We start from the raw sequence: 14,823 nt of genomic DNA, 5'->3' as shown, positions 1-14,823 counted from the left end.
GGCATACTCCACCATTATCATGCCTTACTGCTGCTGAACAGTGAGAGAAGAAGAGTTAAACAGTTGGCTAATATCTTTCGCTCCCCAATGTGGGAAATGTTTACGAATGAGCGCATTCAATTCAACTTCAAAGCTCGATACAGGTGTGGTATTAGCTTGTTGTTGAGTTAAACGTTCACGCACCATACCAGCACCGACAGTAACATTGGTTAAACGGTCAATAATGATAAAACCACCGGTATCTGCACACTCGGTGTATTTATCTAAAGCAACAGTTTCCGTTAATGATATTTCACACAAACCAATACCATTTAATGGCAGCTCCGTCGCATCAAATTCTTCTAACTTATTGATGTCATACTGATGCTTAATCGATTCCAGTTGCCCTACCGTTTGTTTACCGGCCACTTTAATGTCGTATTGACGTCCTGTCGCAAAAGGCTGATCGGTCATCCATACTACATCGGCTAAAAACTGATTGGTGGCTTTGATCGTCGCGCCAGTTGGAACTAATAAGTCGCCGCGACTAATATCAATTTCATCTTCTAAAGTCACGGTCACCGCTTGACCTGCTCGAGCAGAATCCAAATCGCCATCAAACGTCACAATGCGAGCCACTTTAGAGCTTTTACCAGAAGGCAGAGCCGTCACACTATCACCGACCGCAATCGTTCCATTAGCAATCGTACCCGCAAAACCACGGAAATCGAGATTAGGTCGATTGACATACTGCACCGGTAACCGGAACTCACCTTGAGTATGTTCTTGGCTTAGATCGATGTCTTCTAAGATTTGCAGTAGTGGTTTACCTTGATACCAAGATAAATTCTGAGTTTGATCAACAACATTGTCACCTTCTAATGCTGAGATCGGGATCAATTGAATATTAATCTCTGAGTTTAAGTTTTTCGAAAACGCTAAATATTCTTCACGGATATCGTTAAAACGTTGTTCAGAATAATCGACTAGATCCATCTTATTCACCGCCACCACAAAGTGACGAATACCTAATAAGCTAGCAATAAACGAATGACGACGCGTTTGATCTAACACCCCTTTACGCGCATCAATCAAGATCACGGCCACATCACAAGTCGAGGCACCTGTTGCCATATTACGAGTGTATTGCTCGTGTCCCGGAGTATCGGCAATGATGAATTTGCGCTTTTTGGTTGAGAAATAACGATACGCGACATCAATGGTAATACCTTGTTCACGCTCAGCCTGCAAACCATCGACTAATAAGGCTAAATCAGGACGCTCACCTGTCGTGCCAACACGTTGGCTATCGCTATTCACAGCGGCTAATTGATCTTCATAAATCTGCTTTGAATCATGGAGCAAGCGACCGATTAAGGTACTTTTGCCATCATCCACAGAGCCACAGGTTAAAAAACGCATCAATGATTTATACTGATGCTGGGTGAGATAACCTTCAATGCCCAATTCAGCCAGTTCGGCTTCAACAACTGCGTTCATAATAAAATCCTTTTGATAACTTGAGTCGATAACTTAACGAGCTTAGAAGTAGCCTTGGCGCTTTTTCAGTTCCATCGATCCGGATTGATCATGGTCGATCGCACGGCCTTGACGCTCACTGGATGTCGCCACTAACATTTCTTGAATGATCTCCGGCAACGTCGCCGCTTCCGATTCGATCGCTCCCGTTAATGGGTAACAACCTAGCGTGCGGAAACGCACACTCTTATGCTCAACCTTCTCACCTTCTTCGAATTGAAAACGATCATCGTCGACCATAATCAACATACCATCACGATTCACCACCGGACGAACCGCCGATAAATACAGTGGCACGATTTCAATATTTTCTAGGTAGATGTATTGCCAAATATCCAATTCCGTCCAATTTGATAATGGGAATACTCGGATGCTTTCGCCTTTATTCACTTGGCCGTTATAAGTATGCCAAAGCTCTGGGCGCTGATTTTTTGGATCCCAAGTATGGTGTTTATCGCGAAATGAATAGACTCGTTCTTTAGCTCGAGATTTTTCTTCATCACGACGGGCGCCACCAAATGCCGCATCAAAACCATATTTATTCAATGCTTGCTTCAAGCCTTGGGTTTTCATGATATCGGTATGTTTTGATGAACCATGAACAAATGGATTACAGCCCATCGCTAGACCTTCAGGGTTCTTGTGCACCAATAAATCAAAGCCATATTTCTTGGCAGTACGATCGCGAAATTCAATCATTTCTTTGAATTTCCAATCAGTATCTACATGTAAAAGTGGGAAAGGGATCTTTCCTGGATAAAAAGCTTTACGGGCAAGATGCAACATCACCGCTGAATCTTTACCGATTGAATACATCATTACCGGATTATCAAACTCGGCCGCGACTTCACGGATAATATGAATACTCTCCGCCTCAAGTTGCTGTAAATGGGTTAAACGTTCTTGTTCCATGATTCATGTCCTTTGCGAGAAATGCGTTCCTAATAGTCGACGATACTGAGCCTTACTTAAGCTAAATCGCCATCGACTGAGTTGATTTTTCCTGCTGCGTTTGCGAGCCAAACCAAGCGAGCTTTGACGCTAGGCTCACCACCTCACCGATAACAATTAAAGAGGGAGACTGAGCATCCTCAGCGAGATTAGCTAACTCGGATAACGTTCCGATAAGCACTTTTTGTTGGGCTTGAGTACCACGTTCGATAATGGCAACCGGTGTATCGATTGCCCTACCGTGTTCAATCAATTGCTGTTGGATATAACAAGACTTCATCAATCCCATATAGATCACTAACGTTTGATGGCCACGAGCAAGTGTTGACCAATCCATATGATCATCTTCAGACTTTAAGTGGCCAGTAATAAACATGGCGGATTGGGCGTAGTCACGATGTGTCAGTGGGATCCCAGCGTAAGCCGTCGCACCAGCCGCCGCAGTGATGCCCGGGATCACTTCAAAGCCAATACCTGCATCCGCTAGCACTTCTAGTTCTTCACCACCGCGGCCAAACATAAAGGGGTCACCGCCTTTAATACGCGCAACTTTGTAGCCTTGTTGGGCAAAATCCACTAATAGTTGGTTAGTTTTATGCTGAGGCACACTGTGATGACCCGCTTTCTTACCTACGCAAACTAATATGGTTTCGCTAGGAATAAGCGCCATAATTTCATCAGATACCAAATAGTCATAAAGCACGACATCGGCTTGTTGTAGATAAGAAAGTGCTTTCAGAGTTAAAAGCTCGGCATCACCGGGACCTGCGCCGATAAGTGCAACACAACCAGGTTGCAATTGGCTTTGGCTAAAACTTAGCAAAGCGTTTGTTCGGCTAGCTTTATTTGATGCCATCCGGCTTCCCTTCCTATTTGGGAATAAAGTTATCGTATCCATACCACGAGATCTTCTTATCTGAATGCTTATTAGGCAATCATTATGACCATCTGATGTTATTAGCTGAAATGCTAAAATTTCATTTTTTATTCGAATAACTGCTAAGGGAATATTTAAGGAAGGTATACATAGGAACAAAATCGCTACATGAAAGCTGATTTGATAAGGCTTGACTGAAAAATAAACTCGATTATCTTGGAAGTAACCTGATGAAATTAGGTTCAGTATTTAAAGTAAATAAGCCAGAAATTAGAGAGAGCATCGTTTTTATGCAATGGATTTGTAAATCTTTTGAACAATTAACCACTCATGAGCTATACCAATTACTCAGATTAAGAGTGGATGTGTTTGTAGTCGAACAAACTTGTCCTTACCCTGAACTTGATGGCAAAGACCAACTTGAAGGGGTTTATCAATTACTGGGCTACAAAGATAATCAATTGATCGCTTGTGCTCGCTTACTTGAAAAGGGGATAAGCTTTGAAACTGCGAGTATTGGACGTGTCGCCACAAACTTAAATCATCGCGGTAACGGACTTGGTCACCAACTAATTCAGACTGCCCTTGAATACTGCATTCAATTATGGGGAGACGTTGATATTACGATTGGAGCTCAATCTCACCTTGAGCACTATTATGCAAAACATGGATTTGAGAAGATTTCAGAGGAATATCTAGAAGATGATATTCCTCATATTGATATGATAAGAAGAGTCTAGTACACCCTAGATTATTGAGTACTTCGGGCAAAACCGCCACTCGATAAGCGGAAAAACATCACTGGGCCATCTTCTTTTTCTATTTGTAGAATATCTAAATCGCCACGGTTGGTCAGCTTAAAACGAATCAACTGACCATGCTTAATCTGGCTCAGTGGTTTATCTTTACCCTCAATCTCAACCAATTGATTTAAGTCCGATAGAGATAAATCATTATTCCTAAATACTTGAGAAAGCGTGTCCCCCTTCTCAACCGTATAATTATTCCAAGGCTCAGGCCCAGCATTATTCGTGATCTTACGTTCAGGTTTATCCTCTGAATTCGATTCAGGATCACTTAACTGCACTCGTTTTTCATTATTCTCAACTTTAGGCTTAGGTTTAGTTGCCGCTGTCTCTTCACCATTAATAACTAAAGGAACGGTCATGCGTGACGGTTTCGTAGGCTTAGCAACGACTTCTTGCGTTTGAGGCTCTGGAGCTTTTTCACTAGGAAGTAGTAATAAAACAATGACTAAAGGAATAAGTACCATCAAAACACGCTGATGTAACTTAGGCAGAGAGTGCCAGGCGTCAATAACTCGACTCACAAGATCTGATTGAATAAGTTTATCCTTAAGTGCTTGTGTACGGCTTGGGTTATTTTTTTTACGTTGATTCACGTCGCATCATCCTAATGTTATTTACGTCAAGGATATTCAATAAACTACTCACTTTGTCAGTATATTACAAAATTTTCTATAGCTGTAACTGTTAACCTCGTATTTCATCTATTAGTTAGAACTGATATTCTTGGTACTTCATTTAAGCAAACAAGAGATTCGCATGTCTGACGTTAAATTAGAAACTATTGAGCAAAAAGCAAGTTATGGTATTGGTCTACAAATGGGCCAACAACTTGCAGGAAGTGGCCTAGAAGGTCTTAATGTTGCAGCTATCGCTAAAGGTATCGCTACATCACTAACGGGTGACATGCCTGAAATCGAAGTAGATGAAATCAACAATGCACTTCGCGAACTACATACTCGTGCAGAAGCATTACGTGCTGAGGCGGCAAAAGCTGCTGCTGCAGATGGTGAAGTATTTTTGAAAGACAATGGTCTACGTCCAGAAGTGACGGTTTTAGAATCTGGTCTTCAATACGAAGTGATCACTGAAGGCACTGGCGAGATCCCAACATCAGACAAGCAAGTACGTGTACACTACCACGGTCAATTAACTGACGGCACAGTATTTGACAGTTCTGTATCTCGCGGTCAACCTGCTGAATTCCCAGTAACTGGCGTTATCGCTGGTTGGGTTGAAGCACTTCAACTAATGCCTGTAGGTTCAAAGTGGAAGTTATACATCCCTCAAGATCTTGCATACGGTGAACGTGGTGCAGGTGCAGCAATCCCTCCTTTTGCCGCTTTAGTATTTGAAGTTGAACTTCTTGCTATCCTATAACAATTATTTGTAAATTGTTAAGTTACATAAAAGCAGCGACCGCTGCTTTTTTTATACATAAAAAACAGCTATAACTAGTTTCTGAATTAATACAAATGGAATTCTGTTATGAAAAAACTGGCCCTTACCTTAATCACTGCTAGCCTTGTGATATCGTCACCGAGTTATGCACTCTTCGGCCTTGGCGATAAAGATACCGATGCCGTGACCAAATTAGCAACTCAAGCTCAAAGCAGTTCGGAGCTAGTCAATAGTCTAAAAGATCAATTAGGCGTCTCTACCGAACAAGCTGCAGGTGGCGCAGGCGCGTTGTTAGCAATGGCTTCCAATCAACTATCTGGAACTTCTGGAAAAGAGTTCTCTGGCTTATCCTCCAATCTTAGTGGGCTGTTGAATAGTGCAAAATCAGCAGGTAGCTCATTAGATAGTATGGCAGCGGTAAAAACTGCATTTGAAAAACTCGGGCTAGATAGCTCAATGGTTGAACAATACGTGCCAATCATACTAGATTATTTAGGTGATGAAGGGGCAAGTAGCGATCTACTGGGCTCATTAACCAGTCTTTGGAAATAATACACAGCAATTGCGCCTTAAGTGCTAGGCGTTTTTTACTATGTACTTTTCCATATTTGAGACATAAAAAAACGCCGAGTAATCAATACTCGGCGTTCTTTATTTATTTAACTTGCTTACTCAGCAGCTTCTTCAGCTGCTGCTTCTGGACGGTCAACAAGCTCAATGTATGCCATTGGCGCTTTATCACCTGTACGGAAGCCAGCTTTTAGGATACGAGTGTAACCGCCTTGACGGGCAGCAAAACGTGGACCTAATTCATTAAATAATTTTGCTACAACTTCGTTATCACGAGTGCGAGCAAATGCTAGACGACGGTTAGCAACGCTGTCAGTCTTAGCTAGTGTAATCAAAGGCTCAACTACGCGGCGAAGCTCTTTTGCCTTAGGCAAAGTTGTCTTGATAACTTCATGACGAACTAGAGAGCTAGCCATGTTGCTAAACATCGCTTTACGATGGCTGCTGTTGCGGTTGAGTTGACGACCACTCTTACGATGGCGCATGACCTAATCCTTCTAACTAATATCAATTAATCTTCAGCAATCGACGCTGGTGGCCAGTTTTCTAGGCGCATACCTAGAGAAAGACCGCGCGACGCTAGAACATCTTTAATCTCTGTTAAAGACTTCTTACCAAGGTTTGGCGTTTTAAGAAGCTCAACCTCAGTACGCTGTACAAGATCACCGATGTAGTGAATCGCTTCTGCTTTCAAGCAGTTAGCAGAGCGAACTGTTAGTTCAAGATCGTCTACAGGACGCAGTAGAATAGGATCGAACTCCGGCTTCTCTTCTTTCTCTTCTGGAACACGTACATCGCGAAGATCTACGAATGCATCCAATTGTTCAGCTAAGATTGTAGCCGCACGACGGATAGCTTCCTCAGGTTCTAAAGTGCCATTTGTTTCCATATCGATAACAAGCTTGTCTAAGTCAGTACGTTGTTCTACACGTGCTGCTTCTACAGCGTAGGCGATTTTATCAACCGGGCTGTATGTTGCATCAACAAGTAGACGACCAATTGGACGCTCATCTTCTTCAGTATGGATACGAGCTGAAGACGGAACATAACCACGACCACGTTGAACTTTAATGCGCATAGCGATTTCAGCTTTGTCATCCGTTAGGTGACAAATAACGTGTTCTGGGTTAGCGATCTCTACATCACCATCATGGATGATGTCACCTGCAACAACAGGGCCCGAGCCTGATTTTTTTAGTGTAATAAACACTTCATCTTTGCCTTCGGCAACACTTACAGCTAACCCTTTCAGGTTCAGAAGAATCTCAAGGATATCTTCTTGAACGCCTTCTTTGGTGCTGTACTCGTGTAGAACGCCTTCAATCTCAACTTCTGTTACAGCACAACCTGGCATAGAAGATAAAAGAATACGGCGAAGTGCATTACCTAAAGTGTGGCCAAAACCACGCTCTAAAGGCTCAAGAGTTACTTTTGCATGTGTCGTGCTGATCTGTTCGATGTCAACAAGACGTGGCTTAAGAAATTCTGTTACAGAACCCTGCATTGTGTCCTCTCTTTTGTTTAAACCTTACTTAGAGTAAAGTTCGACGATCAAGTGTTCGTTGATGTCAGCAGATAGATCAGAACGCTCTGGGATGCGTTTAAACACACCTTCCATCTTGCTAGCATCTACTTCAATCCAAGTTGGTTTTTCGCGTTGTTCAGCAACTTCTAGAGCAGCTTTAATACGTGATTGCTGTTTAGCTTTTTCACGAATAGAAACAACGTCGTTAGCCGTAACTTTGAATGAAGGAACGTTAACTACTTTGCCGTTTACTAAGATAGCTTTGTGGCTAACTAGTTGACGTGATTCAGCGCGTGTAGCACCGAAACCCATACGGTAAACAACATTATCTAAACGACCTTCAAGAAGTTGAAGCAGGTTTGCACCTGTATTGCCTTTAAGGCGTGCAGCTTCTTTGTAGTAGTTGCGGAATTGTTTTTCTAGTACGCCGTACATACGACGAACTTTTTGCTTCTCACGAAGCTGAACGCCAAACTCAGATAGACGACCGCGACGAGCGCCGTGTACACCTGGTGCGTTATCAATTTTACACTTGGTATCGATCGCGCGGACACCTGACTTAAGGAATAAGTCAGTACCTTCACGACGACTAAGCTTTAGCTTAGGGCCCAAATATCTTGCCATGATCTTTCTCCAATATTCCTAGAAACGAATTAAACGCGACGTTTCTTAGGTGGACGACAACCGTTATGAGGGATCGGAGTTGCATCAACGATGTTAGTGATGCGGTAACCCAATGCGTTTAAAGCACGGATAGTAGACTCACGACCAGGACCAGGGCCCTTAACCATAACTTCCAAGTTCTTTAGGCCATATTCTTTGGCCATTTCACCTGCGCGTTCAGCAGCAACCTGTGCAGCGAACGGCGTAGATTTACGAGAACCACGGAAACCTGAACCACCTGCAGTAGCCCATGAAAGAGCATTACCTTGACGGTCAGTGATGGTCACGATTGTGTTGTTAAAAGAAGCATGGATGTGCGCTACGCCATCTGCTACTTGCTTGCGAACGCGTTTACGCGTGCGTGTTGGTTGTTTTGCCATTGTACTCTCTACCTTATCCGATTATTTTTTGATCGGCTTGCGCGGACCCTTACGAGTGCGTGCGTTGGTTTTAGTACGCTGTCCACGTAGTGGTAGACTGCGACGATGACGAAGACCGCGGTAACAGCCAAGGTCCATAAGACGCTTGATGTTCATCGATACTTCACGACGTAGATCACCTTCTACAGTGTATTTAGCTACACCATCACGCAGTTGATCAATCTGCTCTTCAGTTAGTTCACTGATCTTAACATCTTCAGCAATACCCACTTCAGCTAGAATAGCTTGAGAACGAGTTTTACCGATGCCGTAGATCGCAGTTAATGCGATAACAGCGTGTTTTTGATCAGGAATGTTAATGCCTGCTATACGGGCCACTATTCACTCCTAGTACTTATATAAAGAATTATCCGCTGCAGAGCCCGTCGAGGATACGCAGCGGCATACTACTTCTTTTGCACGCAAAAGGTAGGCCGAGGAATATACTCGGCCTGCCCTCATATTTCAAGTAAAAATTTCTGCTAATTAGCCTTGGCGTTGTTTATGCTTTGGCTCACTGCAAATTACACGCACAACACCGTTGCGCTTGATAACTTTACAGTTACGGCAGATTTTTTTAACGGAAGCACGAACTTTCATTGCTAAACTCCGTAAATGAAATCTGAACTATACCCGCTGTTATTAGCGGCCATAGCCTTTCAGATTCGCTTTTTTCAACACAGAATCATACTGCTGAGACATCAGATGAGTCTGTACCTGTGCCATAAAGTCCATGATTACTACCACTACGATAAGTAGTGAAGTACCACCGAAATAGAACTTAACGTTCCAAGCGGTCATCATAAACTGTGGGACTAGACAAATAAAGGTAATATATAAAGCACCAACTAGTGTTAAACGAGTCATTACTTTATCTATATATCTAGCTGTCTGCTCACCTGGGCGGATGCCGGGTACGAATGCACCGGACTTCTTCAAATTATCTGCTGTTTCACGAGGGTTAAATACCATCGCTGTATAAAAGAAACAGAAGAAAATAATTGCTGTCGCATAAAGTATTATATACAACGGTTGACCTGGGCTCAGTGCTAATGACACGTCCGTTAACCAACCAAATGTTTTACTTTCACCGTTCTGGCCAAGCCATTGAGCAAGAGTACCTGGAAACAGGATAATACTTGAAGCAAATATAGCTGGGATTACACCTGCCATGTTTATCTTCAATGGTAAATGCGTACTTTGTGCTGCAAACACTTTACGACCTTGCTGACGCTTCGCATAGTTAACGACAATACGACGTTGACCACGTTCCATGAAAACAACGAAATAAATAACAGCGAACGCAACCACAGCGATTAACAATAGAAGAAGCACGTTCAATTCACCTTGACGCGCTTGCTCAATTGTATGTCCGATTGCAGCTGGCAACCCAGCAACAATACCCGTAAAAATAATCAACGAGATACCGTTACCAATTCCACGCTCAGTAATTTGTTCACCTAACCACATTAAGAACATGGTACCGGTTACTAAACTGATGGTAGCAATGATTGTGAACATGGTTTGGTCGATAACGACCAGATTTTGGACCATATTCGGCAGACCAGTTGCAATACCAATTGCTTGGAAAGTTGCTAGTACAAGCGTGCCATAGCGTGTGTATCGGCTTATCTTACGACGGCCTGCTTCACCCTCTTTCTTGAGTTCCGCTAACGCTGGATGAACTACAGTTAGCAATTGGACAACAATCGAAGCCGAAATATACGGCATGATGCCCAACGCTAATATAGATGCACGCGAAAGAGCACCACCAGAGAACATGTTAAACATTTCAATGATGGTACCTTTTTGCTGTTCGAACAAATCGGCAAGTACAGCCGCATCAATACCAGGAATCGGCACAAAAGAGCCAGCTCGGAATACCAAAAGCGCGAGGATTACGAATAATAAACGCGATTTTAATTCACCAGTACCCTGTTTAGCAGTACTGAAATCTTGTCCTGGTTTTTTAGCCATCTGTACCTATCCTTCGAAGATTAAGCTTCGACTTTACCGCCAGCAGCTTCGATAGCAGCTACAGCACCTTTAGTCACACGTAGACCTTTAACAGTTACTGGCTTGCTGATTTCACCAGAAAGAACAACTTTAACAAACTCGATGTTCTTAGTGATTACGTTAGCAGCTTTCAAGCTGTCAAGATCGATAACGTCAGCCGTTACTTTCGCTAGCTCAGCTAGACGAACTTCAGCAGTCACTAGGCTCTTACGAGAAGTGAAACCGAATTTTGGTAGACGTTGTTTCAAAGGCATTTGACCACCTTCAAAACCTGGACGAACAGAGCCGCCAGAACGTGATTTTTGACCTTTGTGACCGCGGCCACCAGTTTTACCTAGTCCAGAACCGATACCACGACCTAAACGCTTCTTAGAAGGCTTAGAACCCGCAGCCGGTGATAGAGTATTCAAACGCATTCTGATTACTCCTCAACTTTAACCATGTATTGAACTTTGTTGATCATGCCGCGTACGCAAGCAGTATCTTCAAGTTCAACAGTGTGGTTGATTCGACGAAGGCCTAGTCCACGCAAAGTAGCTTTGTGCTTTGGTAGGCGACCAATTGAGCTTTTAGTTTGAGTTACTTTAATAGTTGCCATGTGTTCTTACTCCGAAATAGATTCAACAGTTAGACCACGTTTAGCAGCAACCATTTCTGGTGACTTCATGCCGCTCAAACCATCGATCGTTGCACGAACGATGTTGATAGGGTTCGTAGAACCGTACGCTTTCGCAAGTACGTTATGAACACCTACAACTTCAAGTACTGCACGCATTGCACCACCGGCAATGATACCTGTACCTTCAGAAGCTGGTTGCATGTAAACTTTAGAGCCTGTGTGGCGACCTTTCACTGAGTGGTGAAGAGTGCCTTCGTTAAGAGCGATAGTAACCATGTTACGACGCGCTTTTTCCATTGCTTTTTGAATCGCAGCTGGTACTTCACGAGCTTTGCCGTAACCGAAACCAACGCGACCATTACCGTCACCAACTACAGTTAGTGCAGTAAAGCTAAAGATTCGACCACCTTTAACCGTCTTAGATACACGGTTAACAGCGATAAGCTTTTCATTCAAATCTGAAGCTTGTTGTTCTTGTTTAGCCATCTTCCAACCCTACCTTAGAATTTCAGACCAGCTTCACGTGCAGAATCTGCAAGTGCCGCCACTCGACCGTGGTATTGGAAACCAGAACGATCGAAAGCCACATCAGAGATGCCTTTTTCGATAGCGCGCTCAGCAATAGCTTTACCTACAGCTTTAGCAGCGTCAACGTTACCAGTATTCTTAACTTGCTCACGGATCGCCTTTTCTACAGTAGAAGCAGAAGCGATAACCACAGAGCCGTTTGGTGCGATAACCTGAGCGTACACATGACGCGGAGTACGGTGTACTACTAGGCGGTTTGCACCTAGCTCAGCAATCTTACGACGTGCACGTGTAGCACGACGGATGCGAGATGCTTTCTTATCCATAGTGTTACCTTACTTCTTCTTAGCTTCTTTAGTACGCACATTTTCATCTGCGTAACGAACACCTTTGCCTTTATAAGGCTCAGGCTCACGGTAAGAACGAATGTCAGCAGCAACTTGACCGACTAATTGCTTATCACAAGCAGTTAATACGATTTCAGTTTGGCTTGGACATTCAGCTTTAACACCTGAAGGCAATTCATGCTCTACAGGATGAGAGAAGCCTAGAGTTAGAGCTACAGAGTTGCCTTTAATAGCAGCACAGTAACCAACACCCTTTAGAACTAGCTTCTTCGTAAAGCCTTCAGTAACACCAACAACCATGTTGTTTACAAGTGCACGCGCAGTACCTGCTTGAGCCCAAGCATTCACTACACCTTCACGTGGACCGAAAGTCAGGTTGTTTTCTTCCTGAGCGATCACTACTGCATTGTGTAAAACGCGAGTTAACTCACCTTTTGCACCTTTAACAGTAACTTCTTGACCATTCAGTTTCACCTCTACGCCAGCTGGAATAGCGACAGGTGCTTTAGCAACACGAGACATATACTACTCCTTAAGCTACGTAACAGATGATTTCACCACCAAGACCTGCTTTACGAGCAGCACGGTCAGACATCAGACCCTTGGAAGTGGAAACAACAGCAACACCCAAACCGCCCATCACTGATGGCAACTCGTCTTTTTTCTTATAGACGCGAAGACCAGGACGTGAAACACGTTGGATTTGCTCGATTACTGGTTTTGCTTGGAAGTACTTAAGAGTAACTTCTAGCTCTGGTTTTACTTCGCCTTCAACAGCGAAATCAGCGATGTAGCCTTCAGCTTTTAGTAAAGTAGCAATTGCAACTTTAAGCTTTGAAGAAGGCATTTTCACAGCAACTTTGTTTGCTGCCTGACCGTTACGAATGCGGGTCAGCATATCCGAAATCGGATCTTGCATGCTCATATGATTTACTCCAAATGATTAAGTGGCAATTACCAGCTAGCCTTACGAAGTCCAGGAATCTCGCCTTTCATGCAAGCTTCACGAACTTTGATACGGCTTAGACCGAATTTACGTAGGTAACCGTGTGGACGACCAGTTTGGTTGCAACGGTTGCGCTGACGCGATGCACTTGAATCACGTGGAAGAGCTTGCAGTTTAAGAACTGCGTTCCAACGATCTTCTTCAGATGCGTTAACATCACTGATGGTTGCTTTTAGCGCAGCACGCTTTTCAGCGTATTGTGCTACAAGCTTGGCACGTTTTGTTTCACGTGCTTTCATTGATTGTTTAGCCATAACAGTAACCCTTCACCTTATTTGCGGAATGGGAAGTTAAAGGCAGCCAGCAGAGCTCGGCCTTCCTCATCAGTGTTTGCAGACGTCGTGATAGTAATATCAAGACCGCGTACACGATCGACTTTATCGTAGTCGATTTCCGGGAAGATGATTTGCTCGCGAACGCCCATGCTGTAGTTACCGCGTCCGTCAAAAGACTTAGCGCTAACACCACGGAAATCACGTACTCGTGGAAGAGCGATAGAAATCAAACGCTCAAAGAAATCCCACATACGCTCGCCACGCAAGGTTACTTTACAACCAATTGGGTAGCCTTCACGAATTTTGAAACCAGCAACAGATTTGCGTGCTTTAGTGATTAGTGGCTTTTGACCAGAAATGGTCGCCATATCACTTGCAGCATTCTCAAGTAGTTTCTTATCGTTGATTGCTTCACCAACGCCCATATTTAGGGTGATTTTCTCAATCCTAGGGACTTGCATGACGCTTGTGTAGCTGAACTCTTTGGTCAGTTCAGCGACTACAGACGACTTGTAGTAATCATGCAGTTTCGCCATAGTAGAACTCCAAATTACTTAATTAATTCACCGTTTGATTTGAAGAAACGCACTTTTTTGCCTTCTTCCAAACGGAAACCGATACGATCCGCTTTACCAGTAGATGCGTTAAAGATTGCAACGTTAGAAGCATCAATAGCTGCTTCTTGTTCAACGATGCCACCTTGTTGACCTAGAGCCGGTTGAGGCTTTTGGTGTTTTTTAACAAGGTTGATACCTTCAACGAAAACTTTACCAGTCTCGAGAACCTTAGTTACTTTACCGCGCTTGCCTTTATCTTTACCAGCAAGAACGATTACTTCGTCATTACGACGGATTTTAGCTGCCATTTTATTGCCGCTCCTTACAGAACTTCAGGTGCTAGTGACACAATTTTCATGAATTTCGCATTACGAAGCTCACGAGTCACAGGACCAAAGATACGTGTACCGACTGGTTGCTCAGTATTGTCATTCAACAACACACAAGCATTACGGTCGAAGCGAATGACAGAACCGTCTGGACGACGAACGCCTTTACGGGTGCGCACCACTACCGCTTTCAGAACATCACCTTTTTTTACTTTACCGCGAGGAATTGCTTCCTTAACAGTAACTTTGATGATATCTCCGATATGTGCATAACGGCGGTGAGAGCCACCCAGAACCTTAATACACATTACTCTGCGAGCGCCGGAGTTATCCGCTGCGTCCAGTGTACTTTGCATTTGGATCATGTTAGTGCTCCGCTAAATATTAAAACTAGACCCATCACGGGTCGGGCTGCC

At 43.6% G+C, this 14,823-nt stretch carries 24 protein-coding genes; 3 read left to right on the top strand and 21 right to left on the bottom strand.

Translation table 11 applies throughout. From position 1 onward, the window contains the following. Positions 1-24: 24 nt before the first annotated feature. From cysN to cobA, 3 genes are all read right to left on the bottom strand, one after another. Entirely contained in the window at positions 25-1,479 is a 1,455-nt protein-coding gene (gene cysN / locus VRUMOI_RS01585; RefSeq protein WP_089140025.1) for a sulfate adenylyltransferase subunit CysN, read from the bottom strand. 42 nt (positions 1,480-1,521) lie between these two features. After that, on the bottom strand, positions 1,522-2,430 hold the full coding sequence (gene cysD / locus VRUMOI_RS01580) for a sulfate adenylyltransferase subunit CysD (protein ID WP_089140024.1): 909 nt from the start codon (positions 2,428-2,430) through the stop codon (positions 1,522-1,524). Positions 2,431-2,491: 61 nt separating this feature from the next. Next, positions 2,492-3,367, bottom strand: coding sequence for a uroporphyrinogen-III C-methyltransferase (gene cobA, locus VRUMOI_RS01575; RefSeq protein ID WP_089140023.1), 876 nt, complete (start codon positions 3,365-3,367; stop codon positions 2,492-2,494). 269 nt (positions 3,368-3,636) lie between these two features. On the opposite strand from cobA, the gene VRUMOI_RS01570 reads away from it, so the two are divergent. Then, positions 3,637-4,086 (top strand): GNAT family N-acetyltransferase, encoded by a 450-nt coding sequence (locus VRUMOI_RS01570; RefSeq protein WP_089140084.1) that lies wholly within the window; start codon positions 3,637-3,639, stop codon positions 4,084-4,086. An 11-nt stretch (positions 4,087-4,097) separates the two neighbouring features. Here the strand turns inward: VRUMOI_RS01570 and VRUMOI_RS01565 are convergent, their stop codons facing one another. Beyond that, on the bottom strand, positions 4,098-4,748 hold the full coding sequence (locus tag VRUMOI_RS01565; protein ID WP_089140022.1) for a LysM-like peptidoglycan-binding domain-containing protein: 651 nt from the start codon (positions 4,746-4,748) through the stop codon (positions 4,098-4,100). A 163-nt stretch (positions 4,749-4,911) separates the two neighbouring features. On the opposite strand from VRUMOI_RS01565, the gene VRUMOI_RS01560 reads away from it, so the two are divergent. Both VRUMOI_RS01560 and VRUMOI_RS01555 read left to right on the top strand, forming a co-directional pair. Then, positions 4,912-5,532, top strand: a complete 621-nt coding sequence (locus VRUMOI_RS01560) for an FKBP-type peptidyl-prolyl cis-trans isomerase (RefSeq protein ID WP_089140021.1) — start codon at positions 4,912-4,914, stop codon at positions 5,530-5,532. Between the two features lie 108 nt (positions 5,533-5,640). Further along, positions 5,641-6,105 carry a DUF2780 domain-containing protein gene (locus VRUMOI_RS01555; RefSeq protein WP_089140020.1) on the top strand — a complete coding sequence of 155 codons (465 nt, stop codon included), beginning with the start codon at positions 5,641-5,643 and terminating at the stop codon, positions 6,103-6,105. A 116-nt stretch (positions 6,106-6,221) separates the two neighbouring features. Here the strand turns inward: VRUMOI_RS01555 and rplQ are convergent, their stop codons facing one another. The 17 genes from rplQ to rplN form a co-directional block, all read right to left on the bottom strand. Beyond that, on the bottom strand, positions 6,222-6,608 hold the full coding sequence (gene rplQ / locus VRUMOI_RS01550; protein ID WP_089122139.1) for a 50S ribosomal protein L17: 387 nt from the start codon (positions 6,606-6,608) through the stop codon (positions 6,222-6,224). Between the two features lie 26 nt (positions 6,609-6,634). Further along, positions 6,635-7,627, bottom strand: a complete 993-nt coding sequence (locus tag VRUMOI_RS01545) for a DNA-directed RNA polymerase subunit alpha (protein WP_017026372.1) — start codon at positions 7,625-7,627, stop codon at positions 6,635-6,637. A gap of 24 nt (positions 7,628-7,651) precedes the next feature. Then, the gene (rpsD, locus tag VRUMOI_RS01540; protein ID WP_089140019.1) at positions 7,652-8,272 is read right to left on the bottom strand and encodes a 30S ribosomal protein S4; all 621 of its coding nucleotides are present in this window, start codon (positions 8,270-8,272) and stop codon (positions 7,652-7,654) included. 29 nt (positions 8,273-8,301) lie between these two features. Continuing rightward, entirely contained in the window at positions 8,302-8,691 is a 390-nt protein-coding gene (gene rpsK, locus VRUMOI_RS01535; RefSeq protein WP_027697910.1) for a 30S ribosomal protein S11, read from the bottom strand. 21 nt (positions 8,692-8,712) lie between these two features. Continuing rightward, a complete protein-coding gene (rpsM, locus tag VRUMOI_RS01530) occupies positions 8,713-9,069 on the bottom strand; it encodes a 30S ribosomal protein S13 (RefSeq protein WP_005450559.1) in 357 nt (118 codons plus the stop codon). A 147-nt stretch (positions 9,070-9,216) separates the two neighbouring features. Further along, entirely contained in the window at positions 9,217-9,330 is a 114-nt protein-coding gene (rpmJ, locus tag VRUMOI_RS01525; protein WP_000868186.1) for a 50S ribosomal protein L36, read from the bottom strand. A 42-nt stretch (positions 9,331-9,372) separates the two neighbouring features. Continuing rightward, positions 9,373-10,707 carry a preprotein translocase subunit SecY gene (gene secY / locus VRUMOI_RS01520; RefSeq protein ID WP_017026375.1) on the bottom strand — a complete coding sequence of 445 codons (1,335 nt, stop codon included), beginning with the start codon at positions 10,705-10,707 and terminating at the stop codon, positions 9,373-9,375. 20 nt (positions 10,708-10,727) lie between these two features. Next, the gene (gene rplO, locus VRUMOI_RS01515; RefSeq protein WP_089140018.1) at positions 10,728-11,162 is read right to left on the bottom strand and encodes a 50S ribosomal protein L15; all 435 of its coding nucleotides are present in this window, start codon (positions 11,160-11,162) and stop codon (positions 10,728-10,730) included. Between the two features lie 5 nt (positions 11,163-11,167). Beyond that, entirely contained in the window at positions 11,168-11,344 is a 177-nt protein-coding gene (gene rpmD, locus VRUMOI_RS01510; RefSeq protein WP_089140017.1) for a 50S ribosomal protein L30, read from the bottom strand. 6 nt (positions 11,345-11,350) lie between these two features. Beyond that, the gene (gene rpsE / locus VRUMOI_RS01505; RefSeq protein ID WP_017026378.1) at positions 11,351-11,851 is read right to left on the bottom strand and encodes a 30S ribosomal protein S5; all 501 of its coding nucleotides are present in this window, start codon (positions 11,849-11,851) and stop codon (positions 11,351-11,353) included. A 14-nt stretch (positions 11,852-11,865) separates the two neighbouring features. Beyond that, positions 11,866-12,219: a 50S ribosomal protein L18 gene (gene rplR / locus VRUMOI_RS01500; protein ID WP_027697916.1), complete on the bottom strand. Its 354-nt coding sequence runs from the start codon at positions 12,217-12,219 to the stop codon at positions 11,866-11,868. A gap of 9 nt (positions 12,220-12,228) precedes the next feature. Continuing rightward, on the bottom strand, positions 12,229-12,762 hold the full coding sequence (gene rplF / locus VRUMOI_RS01495) for a 50S ribosomal protein L6 (RefSeq protein ID WP_089140016.1): 534 nt from the start codon (positions 12,760-12,762) through the stop codon (positions 12,229-12,231). Positions 12,763-12,772: 10 nt separating this feature from the next. Next, entirely contained in the window at positions 12,773-13,165 is a 393-nt protein-coding gene (gene rpsH / locus VRUMOI_RS01490; protein ID WP_089122135.1) for a 30S ribosomal protein S8, read from the bottom strand. A gap of 29 nt (positions 13,166-13,194) precedes the next feature. Next, the gene (rpsN, locus tag VRUMOI_RS01485) at positions 13,195-13,500 is read right to left on the bottom strand and encodes a 30S ribosomal protein S14 (protein ID WP_027697919.1); all 306 of its coding nucleotides are present in this window, start codon (positions 13,498-13,500) and stop codon (positions 13,195-13,197) included. Positions 13,501-13,517: 17 nt separating this feature from the next. Beyond that, positions 13,518-14,057, bottom strand: coding sequence for a 50S ribosomal protein L5 (rplE, locus tag VRUMOI_RS01480; RefSeq protein WP_027697920.1), 540 nt, complete (start codon positions 14,055-14,057; stop codon positions 13,518-13,520). Positions 14,058-14,071: 14 nt separating this feature from the next. Next, positions 14,072-14,386 (bottom strand): 50S ribosomal protein L24, encoded by a 315-nt coding sequence (rplX, locus tag VRUMOI_RS01475; RefSeq protein ID WP_027697921.1) that lies wholly within the window; start codon positions 14,384-14,386, stop codon positions 14,072-14,074. Between the two features lie 14 nt (positions 14,387-14,400). Next, on the bottom strand, positions 14,401-14,772 hold the full coding sequence (gene rplN / locus VRUMOI_RS01470) for a 50S ribosomal protein L14 (protein ID WP_017026385.1): 372 nt from the start codon (positions 14,770-14,772) through the stop codon (positions 14,401-14,403). Between the last annotated feature and the right edge of the window lie 51 nt (positions 14,773-14,823).

The sequence above is a fragment of the Vibrio rumoiensis genome (genome assembly GCF_002218045.2).
Lineage (GTDB): Bacteria > Pseudomonadota > Gammaproteobacteria > Enterobacterales > Vibrionaceae > Vibrio > Vibrio rumoiensis.
This window is presented reverse-complemented; position numbering and strand designations above follow the sequence as displayed.